General features: G+C 59.9%; 16 protein-coding genes. 10 read left to right on the plus strand and 6 right to left on the minus strand.

Annotated features, from left to right (window positions below; translation table 11 throughout):
- The first annotated feature begins 37 nt into the window (after positions 1-37).
- Complete coding sequence (gene recO / locus ACP6KB_RS05870; protein WP_442112471.1) at positions 38-721, plus strand: DNA repair protein RecO; 684 nt, start codon at positions 38-40, stop codon at positions 719-721.
- A 62-nt stretch (positions 722-783) separates the two neighbouring features.
- The gene (pdxJ, locus tag ACP6KB_RS05875) at positions 784-1,509 is read left to right on the plus strand and encodes a pyridoxine 5'-phosphate synthase (RefSeq protein ID WP_442114263.1); all 726 of its coding nucleotides are present in this window, start codon (positions 784-786) and stop codon (positions 1,507-1,509) included.
- 60 nt (positions 1,510-1,569) lie between these two features.
- Here pdxJ and ACP6KB_RS05880 read toward each other — a convergent pair whose 3' ends face one another.
- Together ACP6KB_RS05880 and ACP6KB_RS05885 are read right to left on the minus strand one after the other, a co-directional pair.
- Entirely contained in the window at positions 1,570-2,961 is a 1,392-nt protein-coding gene (locus tag ACP6KB_RS05880) for a heavy metal sensor histidine kinase (RefSeq protein ID WP_442112472.1), read from the minus strand.
- Complete coding sequence (locus ACP6KB_RS05885; protein ID WP_442112473.1) at positions 2,958-3,632, minus strand: heavy metal response regulator transcription factor; 675 nt, start codon at positions 3,630-3,632, stop codon at positions 2,958-2,960. Before ACP6KB_RS05885 ends, ACP6KB_RS05880 begins: the two co-directional genes overlap by 4 nt.
- Before the next feature lie 204 nt (positions 3,633-3,836).
- On the opposite strand from ACP6KB_RS05885, the gene ACP6KB_RS05890 reads away from it, so the two are divergent.
- The 5 genes from ACP6KB_RS05890 (at position 3,837) to ACP6KB_RS05910 (ending at position 11,311) form a co-directional block, all read left to right on the plus strand.
- Positions 3,837-5,090, plus strand: a complete 1,254-nt coding sequence (locus ACP6KB_RS05890; RefSeq protein WP_442112474.1) for a TolC family protein — start codon at positions 3,837-3,839, stop codon at positions 5,088-5,090.
- Positions 5,091-5,157: 67 nt separating this feature from the next.
- The gene (locus tag ACP6KB_RS05895; protein WP_442112475.1) at positions 5,158-6,402 is read left to right on the plus strand and encodes an efflux RND transporter periplasmic adaptor subunit; all 1,245 of its coding nucleotides are present in this window, start codon (positions 5,158-5,160) and stop codon (positions 6,400-6,402) included.
- Positions 6,403-6,420: 18 nt separating this feature from the next.
- Positions 6,421-9,582, plus strand: a complete 3,162-nt coding sequence (locus tag ACP6KB_RS05900; RefSeq protein ID WP_442112476.1) for a CusA/CzcA family heavy metal efflux RND transporter — start codon at positions 6,421-6,423, stop codon at positions 9,580-9,582.
- A gap of 101 nt (positions 9,583-9,683) precedes the next feature.
- Positions 9,684-11,006, plus strand: coding sequence for an OprD family porin (locus ACP6KB_RS05905; RefSeq protein WP_442112477.1), 1,323 nt, complete (start codon positions 9,684-9,686; stop codon positions 11,004-11,006).
- A gap of 98 nt (positions 11,007-11,104) precedes the next feature.
- Positions 11,105-11,311 (plus strand): hypothetical protein, encoded by a 207-nt coding sequence (locus ACP6KB_RS05910; protein WP_442112478.1) that lies wholly within the window; start codon positions 11,105-11,107, stop codon positions 11,309-11,311.
- 188 nt (positions 11,312-11,499) lie between these two features.
- Here ACP6KB_RS05910 and cmoB read toward each other — a convergent pair whose 3' ends face one another.
- From cmoB to ACP6KB_RS05925, 3 genes are all read right to left on the minus strand, one after another.
- Entirely contained in the window at positions 11,500-12,456 is a 957-nt protein-coding gene (gene cmoB, locus ACP6KB_RS05915) for a tRNA 5-methoxyuridine(34)/uridine 5-oxyacetic acid(34) synthase CmoB (protein WP_442112479.1), read from the minus strand.
- Positions 12,453-13,196, minus strand: coding sequence for a carboxy-S-adenosyl-L-methionine synthase CmoA (gene cmoA, locus ACP6KB_RS05920; RefSeq protein ID WP_442112480.1), 744 nt, complete (start codon positions 13,194-13,196; stop codon positions 12,453-12,455). The genes cmoB and cmoA overlap by 4 nt, the downstream gene beginning before the upstream one ends.
- Before the next feature lie 84 nt (positions 13,197-13,280).
- Positions 13,281-13,679, minus strand: coding sequence for a protease inhibitor I42 family protein (locus ACP6KB_RS05925; protein ID WP_442112481.1), 399 nt, complete (start codon positions 13,677-13,679; stop codon positions 13,281-13,283).
- Positions 13,680-13,801: 122 nt separating this feature from the next.
- Between ACP6KB_RS05925 and ACP6KB_RS05930 the strand changes: the two genes are divergently transcribed.
- The 3 genes from ACP6KB_RS05930 to ACP6KB_RS05940 all read left to right on the plus strand — a co-directional run bounded on the left by ACP6KB_RS05930 (position 13,802) and on the right by ACP6KB_RS05940 (position 17,075).
- A complete protein-coding gene (locus tag ACP6KB_RS05930; protein ID WP_442112482.1) occupies positions 13,802-14,965 on the plus strand; it encodes an alpha-xenorhabdolysin family binary toxin subunit A in 1,164 nt (387 codons plus the stop codon).
- 10 nt (positions 14,966-14,975) lie between these two features.
- On the plus strand, positions 14,976-15,986 hold the full coding sequence (locus tag ACP6KB_RS05935) for an alpha-xenorhabdolysin family binary toxin subunit B (protein WP_442112483.1): 1,011 nt from the start codon (positions 14,976-14,978) through the stop codon (positions 15,984-15,986).
- 153 nt (positions 15,987-16,139) lie between these two features.
- Complete coding sequence (locus tag ACP6KB_RS05940; protein WP_442112484.1) at positions 16,140-17,075, plus strand: hypothetical protein; 936 nt, start codon at positions 16,140-16,142, stop codon at positions 17,073-17,075.
- Positions 17,076-17,142: 67 nt separating this feature from the next.
- Here the strand turns inward: ACP6KB_RS05940 and lon are convergent, their stop codons facing one another.
- Positions 17,143-19,566, minus strand: coding sequence for an endopeptidase La (lon, locus tag ACP6KB_RS05945; RefSeq protein WP_442112485.1), 2,424 nt, complete (start codon positions 19,564-19,566; stop codon positions 17,143-17,145).
- Positions 19,567-19,672 lie beyond the last annotated feature (106 nt).

Genomic DNA, 19,672 nt, shown 5'->3' on the forward strand with positions numbered 1-19,672 from the left:
TCCGCTGCCGGGTCGAACCTTTTCTGAAGCGCTGCCCATGGAACTGCCAATTGGCCAGCCGGCCTACGTGCTACACAGCCGGGCCTACCGTGAAACCAGCGCGCTGGTCGATTTCCTCACCCCGCAAGGCCGCCTGCGCGCCGTGTTGCGTCGTGCGCGTGGCAAAGGTGGCAGCCAGGCGCGTCCCTTCGTGCCGCTTGAGGTCGAATTCCGTGGCCGTGGCGAGCTGAAAACCGTCGGGCGTCTGGACAGTGTCGGTGTAGCGGCCTGGCTCAATGGCGATGCCTTGTTCAGTGGCCTGTACCTGAACGAACTGCTGATTCGCCTGCTGCCCGCCGAAGATCCTCAGCCGCTGTTGTTCGAACACTACGCCGCAACCCTGCAAGCACTCGCCGCCGGACGACCGCTGGAGCCGCTGCTGCGGGCGTTCGAGTGGCGCTTGCTGGACGAGCTGGGTTACGCCTTCGCCCTCGACCAGGACGTCAATGGCGAGCCGCTGGTTGCCGACGGCTTGTATCGCCTTCAGGTGGACGCCGGGCTTGAGCGGGTTTACCTGCTGCAACCCGGTTTGTTTCGCGGCGAAGAGCTGCTGGCCATGGCCGAAGCCGACTGGAATGTGCCGGGTGCCTTGAGTGCTGCCAAGCGCCTGATGCGCCAGGCGTTGGCCGTTCATTTGGGCGGGCGGCCCTTGGTCAGTCGGGAACTGTTTCGCAAGCGCTGAGCACGTCGTATGCTGTCAGGCTAAATCTTCAGGAGAGCCTTTTCGTGACTCAAAGCAACCGCATGCTCCTTGGCGTCAACATCGACCACGTTGCCACCCTGCGCCAGGCGCGCGGCACGCGCTACCCCGACCCGGTCAAGGCTGCGCTGGACGCCGAAGAGGCTGGCGCCGATGGCATCACCGTGCACCTGCGTGAAGACCGTCGGCATATCCAGGAGCGCGATGTGCTGGTGCTCAAGGACGTGCTGCAAACGCGCATGAACTTCGAAATGGGTGTCACCGAAGAGATGATGGCCTTTGCCGAGCGCATCCGCCCGGCGCACATCTGCCTGGTTCCGGAAACCCGTCAGGAACTGACTACCGAAGGTGGCCTGGATGTCGCCGGTCAGGAAGCGCGGATCAAGGCCGCGGTTGAGCGCTTGTCGCGTATGGGTTCGGAAGTCTCGCTGTTTATCGATGCTGACGAGCGCCAGATCGAAGCCTCGCGCCGCGTCGGTGCACCGGCAATCGAGCTGCACACCGGCCGTTATGCAGACGCCGAAACCCCGAGCGAAGTGGCCGAAGAGCTCAAGCGCGTTGCCGACGGCGTGGCTTTTGGCCTGGCTCAGGGCTTGATCGTCAATGCCGGTCATGGCCTGCACTACCACAACGTTGAAGCGGTGGCCGCGATCAAGGGCATCAATGAGCTGAACATTGGCCATGCCCTGGTGGCGCATGCCTTGTTCGTTGGCTTCAAGTCGGCGGTGGCGGAGATGAAAGCGCTGATCATGGCGGCTAGCCGGCATTAATCAGATCGCGGGGCAAGCCCGCTCCCACAAAGCTTTGTGGGAGCGGGCTTGCCCCGCGATTCACTCCACACGCCCCGGAAACACCAGACTGAACCGCGTCAATCCATGCAACTGGCTGCTCACCTCAACCCGCCCACCATGCAGCTGCATGATCGATTTGACGATCGCCAGCCCCAGCCCAGTCCCGCCCTCTAGCCGCGAACGGCCCGATCCTGCGCGGTAAAAGCGTTCGAACAAGTACGGCAGATGCCCCTGTTCGATGCCCGGTCCGCGATTCTTAACCCACATGAAAACCTCATCACCACTGCGCTCGACACCTATGTCGATCGGCTGCCCTTCAGGGCTGTGGCGAATGGCGTTGCTCAACAGGTTCGACAACGCCCGTTGCACCATCAGGCGATCAGCCATGATCGTGCCCCAGCCGTGCAAGCGCAGGCTGATGCCTTTCTGTTCCGTATTGAACTCGAACAACGCACTGACGCACTTGGCCTCATCCGCCAAATTGACCGGCTTGAGTGACAACTGGCTTTGCGGCTGACTGACCCGTGCCAGAAACAGCATGTCGTTGATGATGCGGCTGAGCCGGGTGAGCTCCTCGATGCTGGTTTCCAGCACTTCTTTGTATTGCTCGATGGGGCGCTCTCGGGACAGGGTGACTTGCGCCTTGCCCATCAGGTTACTGATAGGCGTGCGCAGTTCATGCGCCAGATCGTCAGAGAATTGCGAGAGCTGCTGCACGCCACCGTCGAGGCGGTCGAGCATGACATTCATGCTTTTGGCCAGCTCGTACAGCTCTTGCGGCAAGTCGTTGAGCGGCAGGCGCAAGGCCAGTTGCTGGGCCGTTACCTGCTCGGCGACCTGGCTGAACCTGCGCAACGGGATCAGGCCACGCTGCACCAGTTTCCAGGCGCCAAAACCGATCAGCAGCAATAGCAATGGCACGGCCAGCAAGGTCGAGCGCAAGTACGCCTGGAGCAAGCTGTGATCGTCGGCGCGGTTGACGCTCAGCAGCACGCGCACCTCGGTGCCGTCTTGCAGGCGCAGCAGCCGCGAGGCGGTGAGCAGGTGATTGCCGCTGCTGTCGCGCCACTTGCTGAAGCCCAACTGCGCGCTACCGGGAATCTGCATCAGGGCCTCGGCGTCGAGGCCCGGGCCAAGGGTCAGCAGGGCCGAATGGCGGCCGGTCAGGGCGATCACGCTCAGGCTCAGGTTGTCATGGCCCATCACCACATCCAGCAGGGGGTGCGCGGAAGTTTGCAGGTCGCCTGACTTGAGGTCGATGCTCAGGCCGTGCTCGATCTGCGCCATCTTCGCGGTCAGGCTTTTGCGCGCGCGGCTGTCCAGTTCATGGTCCAGGGCGAACACCGCCAAACAGGCCAGCAGTAGCACCAGTGCCGCGCCCATCAGGCAAACGCTCAAGCCCAGGCGCAGGGAAAGCCGCGCCGGTTTCATTCGCGCGCCTCAAGGACATAACCGACACCGCGCAGGGTATGGATCAGCTTGTTCTCGAACGGGTCATCGATCTTGGCGCGCAATCGGCGGATCGAGACTTCAACCACGTTGGTGTCGCAATCGAAGTTCATGTCCCAGACCAGCGAAATGATCTGCGTGCGCGACAACACTTCGCCACTCTGACGCATCAACAGGTGCAGCAGGGCAAACTCTTTGGCGGTCAGGTCGATACGCTGGCCGGCGCGGTAAGCCCGGTGTCGGCCAGGGTCCAGCTCAAGATCGGCGACTTTCAAGGTGTTGGGCTGCAGGGCCTGGTCGTTACGGCGCAACAGGCTGCGGATGCGTGCCAGCAGCTCCGGAAACTCGAACGGTTTGAGCAGGTAGTCATCGGCGCCCAGGTCCAGGCCTTTGACCCGGTCGGAAAGGCGGCCGTGGGCGGTGAGCATCATGATCCGCGTGCTGGAGTCGGCACGCAGGCGCTGCAGGACGGTCCAGCCGTCGAGTTCAGGCAGGTTGACGTCGAGAATGATCAGGTCATAGGCCTGCTGGCGGGCCAAGTGCAGGCCGTCGGCGCCGCTGTGGGCACAGTCGACGATGTAGCCGTTTTCGCTCAGACCTTGTTGCAGGTAATCGGCGGTACGCAGCTCGTCCTCGATAATCAGTAAGCGCATGGGATGACTCGGTAATGGCAAAGGCGGTGATTCTCAACCCTGAAGTAACTGTAAGGTCAAGACCTTGGAAGGCGTCGAGCGGCGGATACTAAGCCATCTTTGCTCCGGTGATGGCTGGATAACAGATTTGTAATATTCGAGTCATCTTGGGGATAAACCCCGATAACTACAGTGCGGGCTCTCGAAAAGGCGCAGGAGCCCGCCATGTTTTGCTCTCTGGACAGGCCCGGCACAGGCCGCGGCTGCATGCTGTTGATGCTGGTATTACTGGCCGTGCCCTCGCTGGCACTGGCCCAGGGCCCGGTGTTGACCCTCGATCAGGCGCTGCAGAGCGCGCAAGCGAACAACCCTGAACTGGCATCCGCGCGCTGGGGTATCGATATCGCCGAAGGCGAGCGGCGCCAGGCCGGCGTGCTGCCCAACCCCGAGGTGGGGTGGGAAGTTGAAGACACCCGCAGCGGTCAGCAGACCACCACCCTTAGCGTCAACCAGATGTTCGAACTGGGCGGCAAGCGCGGTGCCCGTCTGGACGTGGCCGGGCGCGGTTCGCAACTGGCCGAGCTCGAGCTTGAGCGCCAGCGCAATACATTGCGCGCCGATGTGATCGGTGCTTTCCAGGCGGCGCTGCAGGCGCAGGAAGGCTTGCAACTGGCCGAGCAGTCACTGCGTTTGAGTGAGCGGGCGTTGCAGGTGGTGCAGGGGCGGGTCAAGGCGGGCAGTGCTTCGCCTGTGGAGGCGACGCGTGCGCAGGTGCAGCTTTCTGAGGTGCGTCTGGAGTTGGGGCGTGCCGAGCAGGCACTGACCGTGACCTATCAACAACTGGCTGCCGTTACCGGTGCGCCGATGGCGCAGTTCAGCCGGGTTGACAGCATCGGCAGCGAAGACCCGGCAGTGCCGAGCCGCACCCAGCTGCTTGAGCGCCTGGAGCAGACCCCGGACATGCGCCTGGCACTGGTGCAGATCGATCAGCAAGAGGCGTCGCTGAACCTGGCGCGTACGCAGCGGATTCCCGACCTGACCGTCAGTGTTGGCAGCCAGTACAGCGAAACCGAGCGCGAGCGCATCAATGTGGTTGGGGTGTCGCTGCCAATTCCGTTGTTTGACCGCAATCAGGGCAACATTCTGGCCGCCGCGCGCCGCGCCGATCAGGCCCGTGATCAGCGCAATGGCGCTGAATTGCGCTTGCGCAGTGAAGTGGTTCAGGCCCTGGCGCAGTGGAACACCGCCAATCAGGAAGTGCAGGACTTCGACCGCTCGATCCTGCCTTCGGCACAAAACGCCGTGGACGCCGCCACCCGCGGCTTTGAACGCGGCAAGTTCGCCTTCCTCGATGTCCTCGATGCCCAGCGCACCCTGGTTGCTGCACGTCTGCAGTACCTGCAGGCGCAGGCACAGCGCAGCGAGGCACGGGTGCGCCTGGAGCGCATTTTCGGCGACTTGAGCCTGGCTACCCGCTGAACCGCATCGACATTTCCCCCCCGCTTTGATTGACGCCGCCGAGCGCGGTGAGTGCTAAGGAGACTGCATGAACAAGAAGTCCGCAACGCTGCTGATCGCTGCCTTGTTGCTGGGCCTGGGCCTGGGTGTGTTACTGGCGCGCCAGAGCGGCCCGCAGCCACAGGCGGCCACGGCAACGTCAGCCCATGATCATGCTGAAGAGGGTGATCACGACGAGCCGGAGCAAGACGAGCGTGGTCATGGCGATGGCCATGGCGAGGCTGAAGGCGGGCATGAGCAAGAGGAGGGGGCCATCACGCTCAGTCAGGAGCAGATTGACTTGGCGGGCATCGCGTTGGCCGCCGCCGGGCCACGCCAGTTGCAGCGCAACCTGTCGTTGCCAGGGGAAATCCGTTTCGATGAAGACCGCACCGCGCATATGGTGCCCAGGGCTGCCGGGGTGGTCGAGTCGGTCGCGGTAGTGCTTGGCCAGCAGGTCAAGGCCGGTGATTTGCTGGCGGTCATCGCCAGTCCGCAGATTTCCGAGCAGCGCAGCGAACTGGCAGCCAGTCAGCGTCGACTGGAGCTGGCGCGCAGTACCTATCAGCGTGAGAAGGACCTGTGGCAGGAGGGGATTTCCGCCGAACAGGATTACCTGCAGGCGCGTCAGGCCTTGCAGGAGGCGGAGATTGCCCAGGCCAATGCCCGGCAGAAAATCAGCGCCCTGAGTGGCACCACGGTACTGGCCGGTGGCAACCGTTACGAGCTGCGCGCGCCGTTTGCCGGGCAGATCGTCGAGAAGCACCTGGTGCCGGGCGAGGTGGTCAACGAGACCAGCGCGGCCTTCACCCTGTCTGACCTGTCCCGCGTCTGGGCAACCTTCGGTGTCGCGCCACGGGATCTGGGCAAAGTACGCAGCGGCATGGCGGTGAACATCGTCGCCAGCGAGCTGAACGAGCAGGTGCAGGGGCAGATCAGCCATGTCGGCAGCCTGCTCGGTGAGCAGTCTCGTACCGCCACGGTCCGCGTCACCCTCGACAACCCACGCGGTGCCTGGCGCCCGGGTCTGTTCGTTGCGGTCCAGGTGCCGAGCGAAAGCGTTGACGTTGCACTGGCGGTGCCAGATCAGGCGATCCAGAACCTTGAAGAGCAAGCCACCGTGTTTGTCCGCACCAAGGAAGGCTTTGTTGCCCAGGCGGTAGAGCTGGGGGCCAGCGCCAACGGCTACGTCGAAATCCGCAAAGGCCTGCAAGCCGGACAGCAGGTGGCGGCGTCGGGCAGCTTTGTCCTCAAGTCGGAGCTGGGCAAGGCCAGCGCCGAGCACGTCCACTGACCGGCGCGAGTACCTGTTATGTTCGAACGTCTTATTCAATTTGCCATCGAGCAGCGCTGGATGGTGTTGCTGGCGGTGTTGCTGATGGCCGGGCTGGGTGTGGCCAGCTACCAGAAACTGCCGATCGATGCGGTCCCGGACATCACCAACGTCCAGGTCCAGATCAATACCCAGGCCGACGGCTTCTCGCCGCTGGAAACCGAACAACGCATCACCTTCTCCATCGAAACGGCAATGGCCGGTTTGCCCGGCCTTGAGCAGACCCGCTCGCTGTCGCGCTCGGGGCTGTCGCAGGTTACGGTCATCTTCGAAGAGGGCACCGACCTGTTCTTCGCCCGGCAGTTGGTCAACGAACGCTTGCAACAAGTTCGAGGGCAATTGCCTGACGGTGTCGAGACGGCGATGGGGCCGATTTCCACTGGCCTTGGGGAAATCTTCCTGTGGACCGTGGAGGCTGCCGAGGATGCCCGCAAGGAAGACGGCAGCCCTTACACGCCAACCGACCTGCGTGAGATTCAGGACTGGATCATCAAACCGCAACTGCGCAACGTGCGCGGCGTGGCGGAGATCAACACCATTGGCGGCTTCGCCAAGGAATATCAGATCGCCCCCGATCCCAAGCGTCTGGCCTCGTACAAGCTGACCCTGGCTGACTTGCTCACCGCCCTGGAACGTAACAACGCCAACGTCGGTGCCGGCTACATCGAGCGGCGCGGCGAACAGTTACTGATCCGTGCGCCGGGACAACTGGCCGGGATCGACGATATTGCCAACATCGTGCTGGCCAACATCGATGGCACCCCGATCCGCGTGCGCAACGTCGCTGAAGTCGGCATCGGCAAAGAGCTGCGCAGCGGCGCGGCCACCGAGAACGGTCGCGAGGTGGTGCTGGGTACCGTGTTCATGCTAATTGGCGAGAACAGCCGTACGGTGTCCCAGGCGGTGGCGCAGAAGCTGGTGGAAATCAATCGCTCGTTGCCGCCGGGGGTCAGCGCGGTAACCGTGTATGACCGCACCAATCTGGTCGACAAAGCCATTGCCACAGTGAAGAAGAACCTGATCGAAGGCGCGATCCTGGTGATCGTGATTCTGTTCCTGTTCCTCGGCAACATCCGCGCGGCGCTGATTACCGCGATGATCATTCCGCTGTCGATGCTGTTCACCTTTACCGGCATGTTCAGCAACAAGGTCAGCGCCAACCTGATGAGCCTGGGCGCGCTGGACTTCGGCATCATTGTCGATGGTGCGGTGGTGATCGTTGAAAACGCGATCCGTCGTCTGGCCCACGCCCAGCAACACCACGGCCGTCTGTTGACCCGTTCCGAGCGTTTCCACGAGGTGTTCAATGCCGCCCGAGAAGCGCGTCGACCGCTGATCTATGGGCAATTGATCATCATGGTGGTGTACCTGCCGATCTTTGCCCTGAGTGGTGTTGAGGGCAAGATGTTCCACCCTATGGCGTTCACCGTGGTGATCGCCTTGCTCGGCGCCATGCTGCTGTCGGTGACCTTCGTGCCTGCGGCCATTGCCCTGTTTGTCACCGGCAAGGTCAAGGAAGACGAAAACCTGCTGATGCGCAGCGCCAAGCGTGGCTATGCACCGCTGCTGCGTTGGGTCATGGGCCATCGGCCACTGGCGTTCAGCCTGGCTGCAGTGATGGTGCTGTTGTCGGGGGTGCTGGCCAGTCGCATGGGCAGTGAGTTTGTCCCGAGCCTGAGCGAAGGCGACTTCGCCCTGCAAGCCTTGCGTGTGCCCGGCACCAGCCTTAGCCAGTCGGTGGCCATGCAGCAGCAACTGGAGCAGAGCGTGATGAGTCAGGTACCGGAGGTGGAGCGCGTGTTTGCCCGTACCGGTACTGCCGAGATCGCCTCGGACCCGATGCCGCCGAACATCTCCGACAGCTATGTGATGCTCAAACCGCAAGATCAGTGGCCCGATCCAGGCAAGTCGCGCGAGCAGTTGATTGCCGATATCCAGCGTGCCAGTGCGCGGGTGCCGGGCAGCAACTACGAGCTGTCGCAACCCATTCAGTTGCGCTTCAACGAGCTGATTTCCGGGGTGCGCAGTGATGTTGCGGTGAAGGTCTTTGGCGATGACATGGCGCAGCTCAATCGTACCGCCGCGCAGATTTCCGCAACGTTGCAGGCAGTGCCGGGGGCCTCGGAGGTCAAGGTCGAGCAGACCTCGGGCTTGCCGGTGCTGACCATTGAAGTCGACCGCGACAAGGCTGCACGTTATGGCCTGAATGTCGGTGATGTGCAGGACACCATTGCCGTGGCAGTGGGCGGGCGTCAGGCCGGTACGCTGTACCAGGGGGACCGCCGCTTCGACATGGTGGTGCGCCTGTCCGAAACCTTGCGCACCGACATCGAGGGGCTGTCGCAATTGCTGATTCCGGTACCCGCAGGTACCAGTGGCGATGGCCAGATCGGCTTCATTACCCTGGCCGATGTGGCCAGCCTGCAACTGGTTCAAGGCCCCAACCAGATCAGCCGTGAGGACGGTAAACGGCTGGTGGTGGTCAGCGCCAACGTGCGTGGTCGTGATATCGGCTCTTTCGTTGCCGAGGCCGGTGAACGCATCGACGCTCAGGTCAGTATTCCGGCAGGTTACTGGATTCGTTGGGGCGGGCAGTTCGAGCAACTGCAGTCGGCAGCCCAGCGCCTGCAGGTGGTGGTGCCGGTGGCCTTGCTGTTGGTGTTTGCCTTGTTGTTCATGATGTTCAACAACTTCAAGGACGGCCTGCTGGTGTTCACCGGGATTCCGTTTGCCTTGACCGGTGGGGTGGTGGCGTTGTGGCTGCGCGACATTCCGTTGTCGATTTCGGCCGGGGTCGGTTTCATCGCCCTGTCGGGTGTGGCCGTGCTCAACGGCCTGGTGATGATCGCCTTTATCCGTGGCTTGCGTGAGCAGGGGCGCAGCCTGCGCCAGGCCATCGATGAAGGGGCACTGACCCGCCTGCGCCCGGTGCTGATGACCGCACTGGTAGCGTCCCTGGGCTTTATTCCCATGGCACTGGCCACCGGTACCGGCGCCGAGGTGCAGCGGCCGCTGGCCACCGTGGTGATTGGCGGGATTCTGTCGTCTACCGCGTTGACCCTGTTGGTGTTGCCAGCGCTGTACTACCGGGCGCACCGCAAGGACGAGGAGCCTGAGGCGAGTGAAGTGACGAAACTGTAATTTCCCGCTCATCTTCGAGTTATTCAGCCCTTGTCAGGATACCCACGGCGGCCGCATCAGCGGCCGTTGTGCGTATTACGGCGAATAATCAGGAGTTGAAGATGGGGAATAAAACCACAGCCTGTGTAACCGGTGTGCTGGCCCTGGCCAGCTGTGCGGTCAGTAATGCCGCCACGCAGCCTCAGGGCTTTATCGAAGACAGCAGCCTGACGCTGCTCAGTCGTAACTTTTACTTCAATCGCGACTATCGCAAGGGCGAGGTATCACCGACTGGCAAGGCTGGTTATGCCGAGGCCTGGGCCCAGGCGTTCATCGCCCGTTTCCAGTCAGGTTATACCCAGGGCACCGTCGGCTTCGGCCTGGACGCCCATGCCATGCTGGCGCTGCAGCTCGACAGCGGTGACGGCCGCAGTGGCGGGCGCAGTTCGTTCGATATGCTCCCGGTCGACAGTGAGGGGCACACCGCCAATAACTTCAGCAAGCTCGGTGGCGCCGTCAAGGCGCGCCTGTTCGACACCGAAATCAAAGTCGGCGATGTGTTCCCCACCACCCCTGTGGTGCACTTTGGCGACTCGCGCTTACTACCGGAAAGCTTCAGCGGCTGGACCCTTGAGAACACCACGCTGGAAGGCCTGACGGTGCAGGGCGGTCGCCTGCATGCGATGAGCCAGCCACTGTCGAGCAACAACCGCGATGGCTTTGAGACCTTTTATGCCGGCCCGGTCGACTCGCCCTGGCTGGGTTACTTCGGGGGCGATTACCAGGCCACTGATAACCTGAGCCTGAGCCTCTACAGCAGCCGCCTGAAAGATGCCTGGGACCAGTATTACGCCGGGGTCAGCTACCAGTATCCGATTTCCGAACAGCTCAGTGCCTTCACCAGCTTCAACTACTACAAGGCCAAAGACCAGGGCAAGCAACTGCTGGACAGCTTCGACACCGATATCTGGAGTGCGCGGGTCGGCTTCACCTACGGCGCCCACACCCTGGCCTTGTCGCACCAGCGCAACCAGGGTGACAACGATTTTGACTACCTGCGTCAGGCCGATTCGATCTACCTCGACAACTCGATCCAGTACAGCGACTTCAACTCGCCCAAGGAGCGTTCGTGGATGCTGCGCTATGACCTGAACATGGCCAGCTATGGCGTGCCGGGGCTGACCTTCATGACCCGATACGGGCGCGGCAGTGACATTGATTATTCCGACGCCAACTCGGTGTACATGCGCCGTGACGACGCGGGCAACCCGCTGACCGATCAGAAGCGCTGGGAGCGGGATATCGAGGCGAAGTATGTGGTGCAGGAGGGGACCTTCAAAGACCTGTCGTTGCGCGTGCGTCAGGCCACGACGCGGGCGACGGCGTTTGAGTCTGACCTGGACGAGGTGCGTCTGATTGTCGAGTACCCGCTGACCCTGCTGTAGGGCCTTTCTTGCAACACTGTAATGTCCGCCTCACCTTGTCGTTAGCTTGGCCTACGTAAGATTGAACTGTACTGAAATTCAATCACGAGGTGAGCAACATGAGCCTGATCAAGTATGTGTTGATGGGTGTTCTGGCCCTGGGAAGCGGTGCCGCGCTGGCTGAAGGCGGCTCGGAGCGTTCGAAACAGTTCTGGGAGAAGTTTCGCCTGAGCCAGGAGCAGATCCACGGCAAGAAAGATCAGGCGGTTGCTACTTCCGAGGCGCAGAAGCGCAGTGATGCTCAGCAGCAGGTGGCTAAAGAGTAGCTCCATTCACCTTGGTAGCTCCCCGCTCCTTTGGTAAAGGTGAATTTTCGGCGCCCAGATGGGCGCCTTTTTTTTGGGCTCTTCACGGATTGGCTTTGAGGGCTGTGGGCAATTATCCAATTGCTGTGGTGGCACCACTGGCCCCTGCATCCGGCCCTGCCGGTGGGAGCGGGCTTGCCCCGCGATGGCTATTTGCGTGCTACCAACACCGCACGCCGCGGCGCTGGCAGCCCTTCGATGGTACGGCTGTGGTCGTTCGGGTCGAGGAAGTCGCTGAGCGACTGATAACGCATCCACTCGGTGCTGCGCTGCTCTTCAACGCTGGTGACACTGACATCGACGCAACGCACATCACTGAAGCCGGCACGCCGCAGCCAACGCTCCAGCGCCGGTACCGACGGCAGGAACCAGACATTGCGCATCTGTGCATAGCGGTCTTCAGGGACCAGCACCTGATGTTCGTCGCCTTCTACAACCAGGGTTTCCAGCACCAGTTCACCGCCTTTGACCAGGCAATCCTTGAGCGCCAGCAGGTGCTCGATCGGCGAGCGGCGGTGGTAGAACACGCCCATGGAAAACACTGTGTCGAAGCCTTCAAGGTTGGCCGGCAGGTCTTCCAGGGCGAAGGGCAGGTGCCAGGCCGGCAGCTCCGGCAGGTAGCGCTGCACGGCCTGGAACTGGCAGAAGAACAGCCAGTTGGGGTCGACACCAATTACGCTGTCGGCACCGGCACCGAGCATGCGCCACTGGTAGTAGCCGTTGCCGCAGCCGACATCGAGAATGCGCTTGCCCTTGAGGTCCAGGTGCGGGGCGACCCGTGACCATTTCCAGTCTGAACGCCATTCGGTATCGACGTGCACGCCGAACAGATCGAACGGGCCCTTGCGCCAGGGCGACAAGCCCATCAGCGCCTGGCGCATGCGCTCGCGGGTGTCCTGGTCGCAGTCGCAATCAAGGTTCAGGCCATTGACCAGATCGATCTGGCTGGGGAGCAGGGCGGGCAGCGCGTCGAGGGCATTCTGCCAACGCTCCAGGTCACCGTGACCTTTCTCCATTTTCGCGTCGAGTTGCGCTTGCAGGCCTTGCGACCATTGCGCCAGGGGAGTGCCCGCCAGGCGGCGGACCAGAGGGGAAAGATCAATCATGGCAGGGCAATCAACGAGGCAAAGTTAAGGCATTGGAACCACGGCGCGACTTTTGAGAAACCAGCGGCCAGCAGGCGCTCGCGGTGTTCTTCAAGGCTGTCGGGCTTCATCACGTTTTCGATGGCGCTGCGCTTCTGGGCAATTTCCAGTTCGCTGTAGCCATTGGCGCGTTTGAAGGTAACGTGCAGGTCAGTGAGCAGTGCGTGTTCTTCGGGGTCGTTGAAACGCAGTTTCTCCGAGAGGATCAGCGCGCCACCGGGCAACAACGATGCACGGATGCGAGCGAGCAATTGCTGGCGCTGTTCGGGGGCGATGAACTGTAAGGTGAAGTTCATCGCCACCACCGAGGCCGGCTGGAAATCCAGGGCGAGGATATCGCCTTCGATCACCTCGACCGGCAGCAGCTCCTGGAACATCGAGTCCTGGGCCGTGAGGTATTGCCGGCAGCGCTCGACCATGGCTGCCGAGTTGTCGACGGCAATCACCCGGCAACCGTCGCTGCGCACATGGCGGCGCAGGGCTTGGGTCACGGCGCCCAGCGAGCTGCCGAGGTCATACAGGGCGGTGTTGGGCTGTGCAAACTGAGCTGCCAGTACACCGAGGTTTTCGACAATGGTCGGGTAACCGGGCACCGAGCGCTTGATCATGTCCGGAAACACCCGCACCACGTCTTCGTTGAAGGCGAAGTCGGGCACCTGGCCAAGCGGCTGGGCGAATAGGCGATCGGGTTCTTTGCTCACGGGGCAGTCCAGGCGTTGGGCAGTAAAAGGCGGGCATTTTAGCCAAACCGCTCAGTAGATGCATGGTTTGGCTGACCAGCGCAGTTACTTCACGCTGATCACACAGTCGAAGGTCTGCACCGGGCGTACTTCCGGGGCCCAGGGTTGTTGGTACACCAATAGCAAATGCCCTTCACCTGCGGCCTGCGCCTGGAAGCGCCACACCGATTGACCGGCGCTGCCCACTACCCCAGCGTCCTCCGGATGGCTGTACACCTCTGGCCCCAGGCTACGCAGAACGCCTGCCGCCGGATTCTGCACCAGCCAACGATACCCAGTGCTGGGGTTGCTGGGCAGGGTCAAGGTCAGGGTTTGGCCGGTTTCCAGGCGCACAGGGCATTGGCTGAGTTTTTCCAGGACCAGGTTTTCCGGGCGTTCTGGGGTTTGTGAACACGCGGCCAGAAGGGGCAAGCCTAGGGCTAACAACTTGTAGTTGATGTTCATCGACAATCCAGTGGTTCAGGTGGGGATCGGCTTTCAGGAAAACCTGCCCTCTGCAGGGCAAAACCCAGCGCTATTAGTTTGAAGGTCCCGGGCCGTTCTGGCCTATCTGGAGGGACGTGAGCATGAATGATACACAAACTGATTTTGAAACATTGCAGAGCGAGGCTGAAGATCTACCAAAGGCTCTGATTCAGGGGATGGCTCAGCGTGATGGCCCGAATGAAGGCGGCTTGACCCTGACGCGCGAACATATCGTCACCCTAAACCAGTACGCCAATCACGTGTTCAGCCTGCCTGTTGAACAAGCGGAAGTCATTCATTGGTTAGGCTATTCCACCATCGCCGAACCGGACTTGATGCCAGCCAGAATGGCTGAAATGCATCGCCGCTTGCAGGAACATGGGCATCGTTGGACGTCACTGTCCGATAACAGCAAAACACTTGGTTTTCAGTTGGCTACTCATGCCAACAGCATCAATACCACGGGTAACGAGGTGCTGCAGCTTCTCGAAGCGACCAAGACACTGGGCAAGAAGAAGGAGGTATGGGAGACCATTCATTTCGAGCAGCCCATCAGCCTGGGTGCAGACGATAAGCATACCGTCCTGAATCTTGTCGATTACCTGCAAGTGCTGCGTGGTGACGTAGATAGGTTTGCTGAACGCGTACAGACCGTTGGTGATGAGGCCAAACAGTTTCGCGATCAGGCGCGTGAATCGCTGATCCCTTCGGTTGTGAAGAAAACCGAAGCCATCAAGCGACAGCAAGCCAGTGGCCTGACACAGGAGCTGCGTGACGATCTGGCAGAGATCGACAAGGAAATTACCAGGCTTGAAGCCGAGTATGACCAGTATGTCAAAGCGGCGTTGAGTGGTCTGGCAGCCGGCGTGTTGGGTGTTGTGATTACCGGATCAATTTATGGTTCAAAGGCAGAGAAAGCCCGCAAACGCCGCAATGAGTATCAGCAGCGCCGCCGTGAGGTAAGCCAGCAACTGAAAGCCGCCGTCAGGTTGGAGGGACTGGTGGAAGAATTGAGTACGCAGATGGGGCAAATGGAAACACGGCTGCGTGATGTTGTAACGGCTTCCGCTCACTTGCACTCTGCCTGGGCGCTTATTGGTAATTATATTGATGCTTCGATTGAGCAACTCGGTCGAATTGAGTCGAATCAGCAGTTATTTAAGTTTGCAATATTTTTCAAGCGCTTTATCAGTCAGTGGGGCGATATTGAAAGGTTCGCCAAGCACATGAATAAAGTATTTGACGACACTATCGCAGCAAAATGAGGGGCAGGAAATGAATGACAATGTTGCTGTGCTTAATACGGCTTTGCAAAAACCTGATATGACTAAAGTTCTGGCTGCAGCCAGTGCATATGCTGCGTTCTGGGAAAAGAATACCTTTGAGTTTTTACCGCTGCTGCATACCTCGATAGAACGGCATTACAAAGGATTTGTTAAGTATTTTGACGACTTTTCAAAACTTGCCGGAGACCTCGCTACCAGCATCAAGTCTGAACGTGTGGAAGAGTCACTTAGTGCACTTCAGGGGGCAGCGATCGATCAAGATGAGAGGGACTTTTACTTTGAAGAGGTCCAGCGCGCCGCAGGCGTTATTGGTAAAAAACTGGATGTACTGCTAGTGAGTGTCGAGGACTCTACAACGTCGATTGCCAGCCTCCCGGTTTATGACGTGGAGCGCGACCGCGTTAATTATGCGCAGACTCATGAACGCTTGAACAACGCCTTGCAACTGCTCGACAGCACGCTGGCCAGTAAGCGAAATGAACTGGCAGAGCTGGAAAAAGCGATTGCGGTGCTTGAGGCAAATGGCATTGAAAGCCAGTTCGAAGGCCAACTGCCAAGCGTTGAGCAAATTCAGGGGCTGGTGACTCAAGGCGCCACTACCGCAGGCGCGGCCATTGCGATCGAACAAGCCCTGGAGGCAGTGAATAAAATCCTTGGCGGTCTACAGGATGGACTGCGCTATTCACAGCTCCAAGATCAGCGTCGTGCACTGCAGGCTCATGTGCAGGACATGGTCGTCCAGCAGCGCGAACAGCAACAACTCGAACGCCAGGCACGCAGCAATATCGAGGCGCTTGAAGCCTATCTGCCGTTGGTTGCTATGCGTGCAGAATGGCTGGCTGAGAAAAGTAAAATCTATATTCAAATTAAAAATGAACGTAACAAGCTAGGTGCTATTTCGCTGAATGATGTAGAACATGTTCAGGCGTTGATCAGGCTGTTGCTGGGCTTGGTCGAATACGCACAGCATATCGTTAGCGTCTATCGCGAAGCATTCTAATGTCTCTCGGGTGTCGGCTTGCTTGCCGGTGCCCGGGATTGGTTTTTTTTCTAGTGTGGTGGATGTAATAAAAAAGCATTAGGTTGAATAAATATGGTCGTGTACGTGGATGCTAACTGGCAAGTGTGTTCTTCAGGTCTGCCAGGAGATTTTTTGAAACTGATGGATGAAAGCCTGGATACAGGGGCAATGACCTTGTCATCTGCGCATATAAGCAGCCTGAACCAGTATGTATGTGCTGTACGCAAATTACCGCAGTCAACTCAGGATTTGCTGCGCTGGTTGGGTTCAGCTGCAGGGAAAGTTGAAATAATAGTGTTGATTGGCGTGATGTCGAGCAGCCCCCAGCTAAGTCCGGATAATATTCTTTCTTTTATTCGTAACGTGAAGGCGCACGCCAACCGTTGGCAGCCGCTCTTCGCAAAAAATCTGCAACTGGCAATGGCGTTGACCGAGACTGCCGGAAAAATAAGTATGATCGGCCCCGTCATTCTAGAAGTATGCTCAAAAACCAAAGCATTGGGTAAACGACGAGAAGCCTGGGATGAACTGTTAGTTGATACATTGACCCCGCTCAGCCCGGAAGATAAGCAGATCATTTCAACCTTGCCCAAGCAGGTGATCGCGCTCAAGCGCTTGGTGTCCGAGTATGACAGGCAGGTCGAGCATGTGCGCGATGAATGCACGGGGTTTCGCGATGACGCCAGGACGCAATTGGTGCCTGCGGCAGTGAAAATCCTGCAGGCGCTGGACAAGCTCAGAGGGCCGACGAGCAAAGATTTCAGCACTACCACAATGGCGAAAATAGCATTGAAAACGCGCATTGCCGAGCTGTCAGATCCGCTACGGACGCTGGAACAAATGCTCAGAGAGGTGCTGACGGCTTCTTCACATTTTCATTCGGCCTGGCAGAGCTTTGATAGTTACATCGACGCTTCGCAGGATAAAATTCAGGAAATCACCAGCCAGCAGCAGTTGGCGTTTTTCGCGATTTACTTCAGCCAGTTTCTCGGGTTGTGGCGTGACATCGAGCAAAGTACCAAGCAGATGACAGACAAACTGTCTTCGTTGCAGTTGTCTGCGGCATGAAAGGGTTCGCCAGGTTGAGATAAACCTGATGCGAGCTTTGCCGGCCCGCATACAGGTTCAAGCGATCTCAGCCGAACAGTACCTTTGCCACATCACCAAAGCGTTTGGCGAAATGCACGCTCAGGCCTTCCTTGAGGTAGTCAGGCAGCTCTTCGAAGTCGCCGCGGTTGGCTTCCGGCAAGATCAGTTCGAAGATCTTCTGCCGCCGTGCAGCAATCACCTTCTCTCGCACCCCGCCAATGGGCAGCACTTGCCCGGTCAGGGTCAGTTCGCCGGTCATCGCCACGCCTTTCTTCGGTGCCTGGTCGCGGGCCAGGGACAGCAGGGCGCTGGCCATGGTGATCCCGGCACTTGGGCCATCTTTCGGGGTGGCGCCTTCGGGCACATGCAGGTGGATAAAGGCTTCGTTGAAGAATGCCGGTTCGCCTCCGTACTTCTTGAGGTTGGCACTGACATAGCTGTAGGCGATTTCGGCCGACTCCTTCATTACATCGCCCAGTTGCCCGGTCAGTTTGAAACCGCGGTTGAGGGTGTGAATGCGCGTGGCTTCGATCGGCAGGGTGGCGCCGCCCATGCTGGTCCAGGCAAGGCCGGTGATCACGCCTTTGCCCGACAGCACCTGTTCACTGCGGAACACCGGCATGCCCAGCGAAGCTTCCAGATCCTTGGTGCCGATCTTGATTTTCGCCTCGGGGTTTTCCAGCAGTTGCATCACCGCCTTGCGCACCAGTTTGCCCAGTTGCTTTTCCAACTGGCGCACACCGGCTTCACGCGCATAGCCTTCGATCACGGTGCGCAGTGCGCCATCGCTGATACTCAGGCTGGACTTGGCAACCCCGGCTTTTTCCAGCTGTTTTGGCCACAGGTGACGCTTGGCGATGGCGAGTTTTTCTTCAGTGATGTAGCCGGACAGGCGAATCACTTCCATACGGTCGAGCAACGGCCCGGGGATCGAGTCGAGGGTGTTGGCGGTGCACACGAACAGCACTTTCGACAGGTCCAGGCGCAGGTCCAGGTAATGGTCGAGGAAGTCGACGTTCTGCTCGGGGTCGAGGGTTTCCAGCAAGGCCGAGGCGGGGTCGCCTTGGTAGCTCTGGCCCATTTTGTCGATCTCGTCGAGCATGATCACCGGGTTCATCACTTCGACGTCTTTGAGTGCTTGTACCAGTTTGCCGGGCTGGGCGCCGATGTAGGTGCGCCGGTGGCCTTTGATTTCCGCCTCGTCACGCATACCGCCAACACTGAAGCGATAGAACGGACGCCCCAGGGACTGGGCGATGGACTTGCCGATACTGGTTTTACCCACCCCAGGCGGGCCGACCAGCAACACAATCGAACCGCTGATCTCGCCTTTCCAGGCGCCGATAGCGAGGAACTCAAGAATCCGGTCCTTGATGTCGTCGAGCCCGGCATGGTGCTGGTCGAGGACCTTGCGTGCGTGCTTGAGGTCGAGCTTGTCCTTGCCGTAGACGCCCCAGGGCAGGGCGGTGGCCCAGTCCAGGTAGTTGCGGGTGACGGCGTATTCCGGTGAGCCGGTTTCCAGAATCGCCAGTTTGCCCATTTCTTCGTCGATACGCTTTTTCGTCGCGGCCGGCAGGGTTTTGCCTTCCAGGCGCTGTTGGAACTGCTCCAGGTCGGCGCTGCGATCGTCTTTGGTCAGCCCCAGTTCCTGCTGGATGACCTTGAGCTGTTCCTTGAGGAAGAACTCGCGCTGATGCTCACCGATCTGGCGGTTCACCTCGGCGGAGATTTCATTTTGCAGGTGAGCGACTTCGACCTCTTTGCGCAGCATCGGCAGGACTTTCTCCATGCGCTTGAGCATGGGCACACAGTCGAGCACTTCTTGCAGCTGATTGCCGGTGGCCGAGGTCAGTGCTGCGGCGAAGTCGGTCAGAGGTGACGGATCGTTGGGACTGAAGCGGTTGAGGTAGTTCTTCAGTTCTTCGCTGTACAGCGGGTTGAGCGGCAACAGTTCCTTGATCGCGTTGATCAGGGCCATGCCATAGGCCTTGACCTCATCGGTCGGCTCGCTCGGCTGGTGCGGGTATTCGACCTCCACCAGGTAAGGCGGGCGATGGTGTTTGAGCCAGGTACGGATGCGCACTCGGGTCAGGCCCTGGGCGACAAACTGCAGCTTGCCGTTTTCGCGGCTGGCGTGGTGAACCTTGACCAGGGTGCCGTACAGCGGCAAGGCCGAGGTGTCGAAATGGCGGTGATCTTCGGGCGGGGTGTCCATGAAGAACAGCGCCAGGGAGTGGTGCGGGGTTTTGGCTACCAGATCCAGGGTTTCGGCCCAGGGTTCTTCGTTAACGATGACCGGCAGCACTTGCGCCGGGAAGAACGGGCGGTTGTGAATCGGGATGACATAAACCTTGTCCGGCAGTTGCTGGCCGGGCAGGGCGAGATGATGGCCGGTGTGTCGGGAAGCTTCAGGGTGCTCGACTTCGGCGTGGTCCTCGGGATGTTCGGGTAGATCCTGCTGATCGCTCATGGGGCACCTGTGCAAATGACTATGGTGCTTAGATGGGGCGGCTTTCTGGTGGTTTCAATGGTTGGGCAGATCGCGGGGCAAGCCCGCTCCTACAAACGCCTGTAGG

It is taken from the genome of Pseudomonas sp. NUPR-001 (genome assembly GCF_052147955.1).
Lineage (GTDB): Bacteria > Pseudomonadota > Gammaproteobacteria > Pseudomonadales > Pseudomonadaceae > Aquipseudomonas.

Coding starts and splice junctions, on each gene's coding strand:
- recO (WP_442112471.1), top strand. CDS start 38: ATGGAACTGCCAATTGGCCAGCCGGCCTACGTGCTACACAGCCGGGCC.
- pdxJ (WP_442114263.1), top strand. CDS start 784: ATGCTCCTTGGCGTCAACATCGACCACGTTGCCACCCTGCGCCAGGCG.
- ACP6KB_RS05880 (WP_442112472.1), bottom strand. CDS start 2,961: ATGAAACCGGCGCGGCTTTCCCTGCGCCTGGGCTTGAGCGTTTGCCTG.
- ACP6KB_RS05885 (WP_442112473.1), bottom strand. CDS start 3,632: ATGCGCTTACTGATTATCGAGGACGAGCTGCGTACCGCCGATTACCTG.
- ACP6KB_RS05890 (WP_442112474.1), top strand. CDS start 3,837: ATGTTTTGCTCTCTGGACAGGCCCGGCACAGGCCGCGGCTGCATGCTG.
- ACP6KB_RS05895 (WP_442112475.1), top strand. CDS start 5,158: ATGAACAAGAAGTCCGCAACGCTGCTGATCGCTGCCTTGTTGCTGGGC.
- ACP6KB_RS05900 (WP_442112476.1), top strand. CDS start 6,421: ATGTTCGAACGTCTTATTCAATTTGCCATCGAGCAGCGCTGGATGGTG.
- ACP6KB_RS05905 (WP_442112477.1), top strand. CDS start 9,684: ATGGGGAATAAAACCACAGCCTGTGTAACCGGTGTGCTGGCCCTGGCC.
- ACP6KB_RS05910 (WP_442112478.1), top strand. CDS start 11,105: ATGAGCCTGATCAAGTATGTGTTGATGGGTGTTCTGGCCCTGGGAAGC.
- cmoB (WP_442112479.1), bottom strand. CDS start 12,456: ATGATTGATCTTTCCCCTCTGGTCCGCCGCCTGGCGGGCACTCCCCTG.
- ACP6KB_RS05925 (WP_442112481.1), bottom strand. CDS start 13,679: ATGAACATCAACTACAAGTTGTTAGCCCTAGGCTTGCCCCTTCTGGCC.
- ACP6KB_RS05930 (WP_442112482.1), top strand. CDS start 13,802: ATGAATGATACACAAACTGATTTTGAAACATTGCAGAGCGAGGCTGAA.
- ACP6KB_RS05935 (WP_442112483.1), top strand. CDS start 14,976: ATGAATGACAATGTTGCTGTGCTTAATACGGCTTTGCAAAAACCTGAT.
- lon (WP_442112485.1), bottom strand. CDS start 19,566: ATGAGCGATCAGCAGGATCTACCCGAACATCCCGAGGACCACGCCGAA.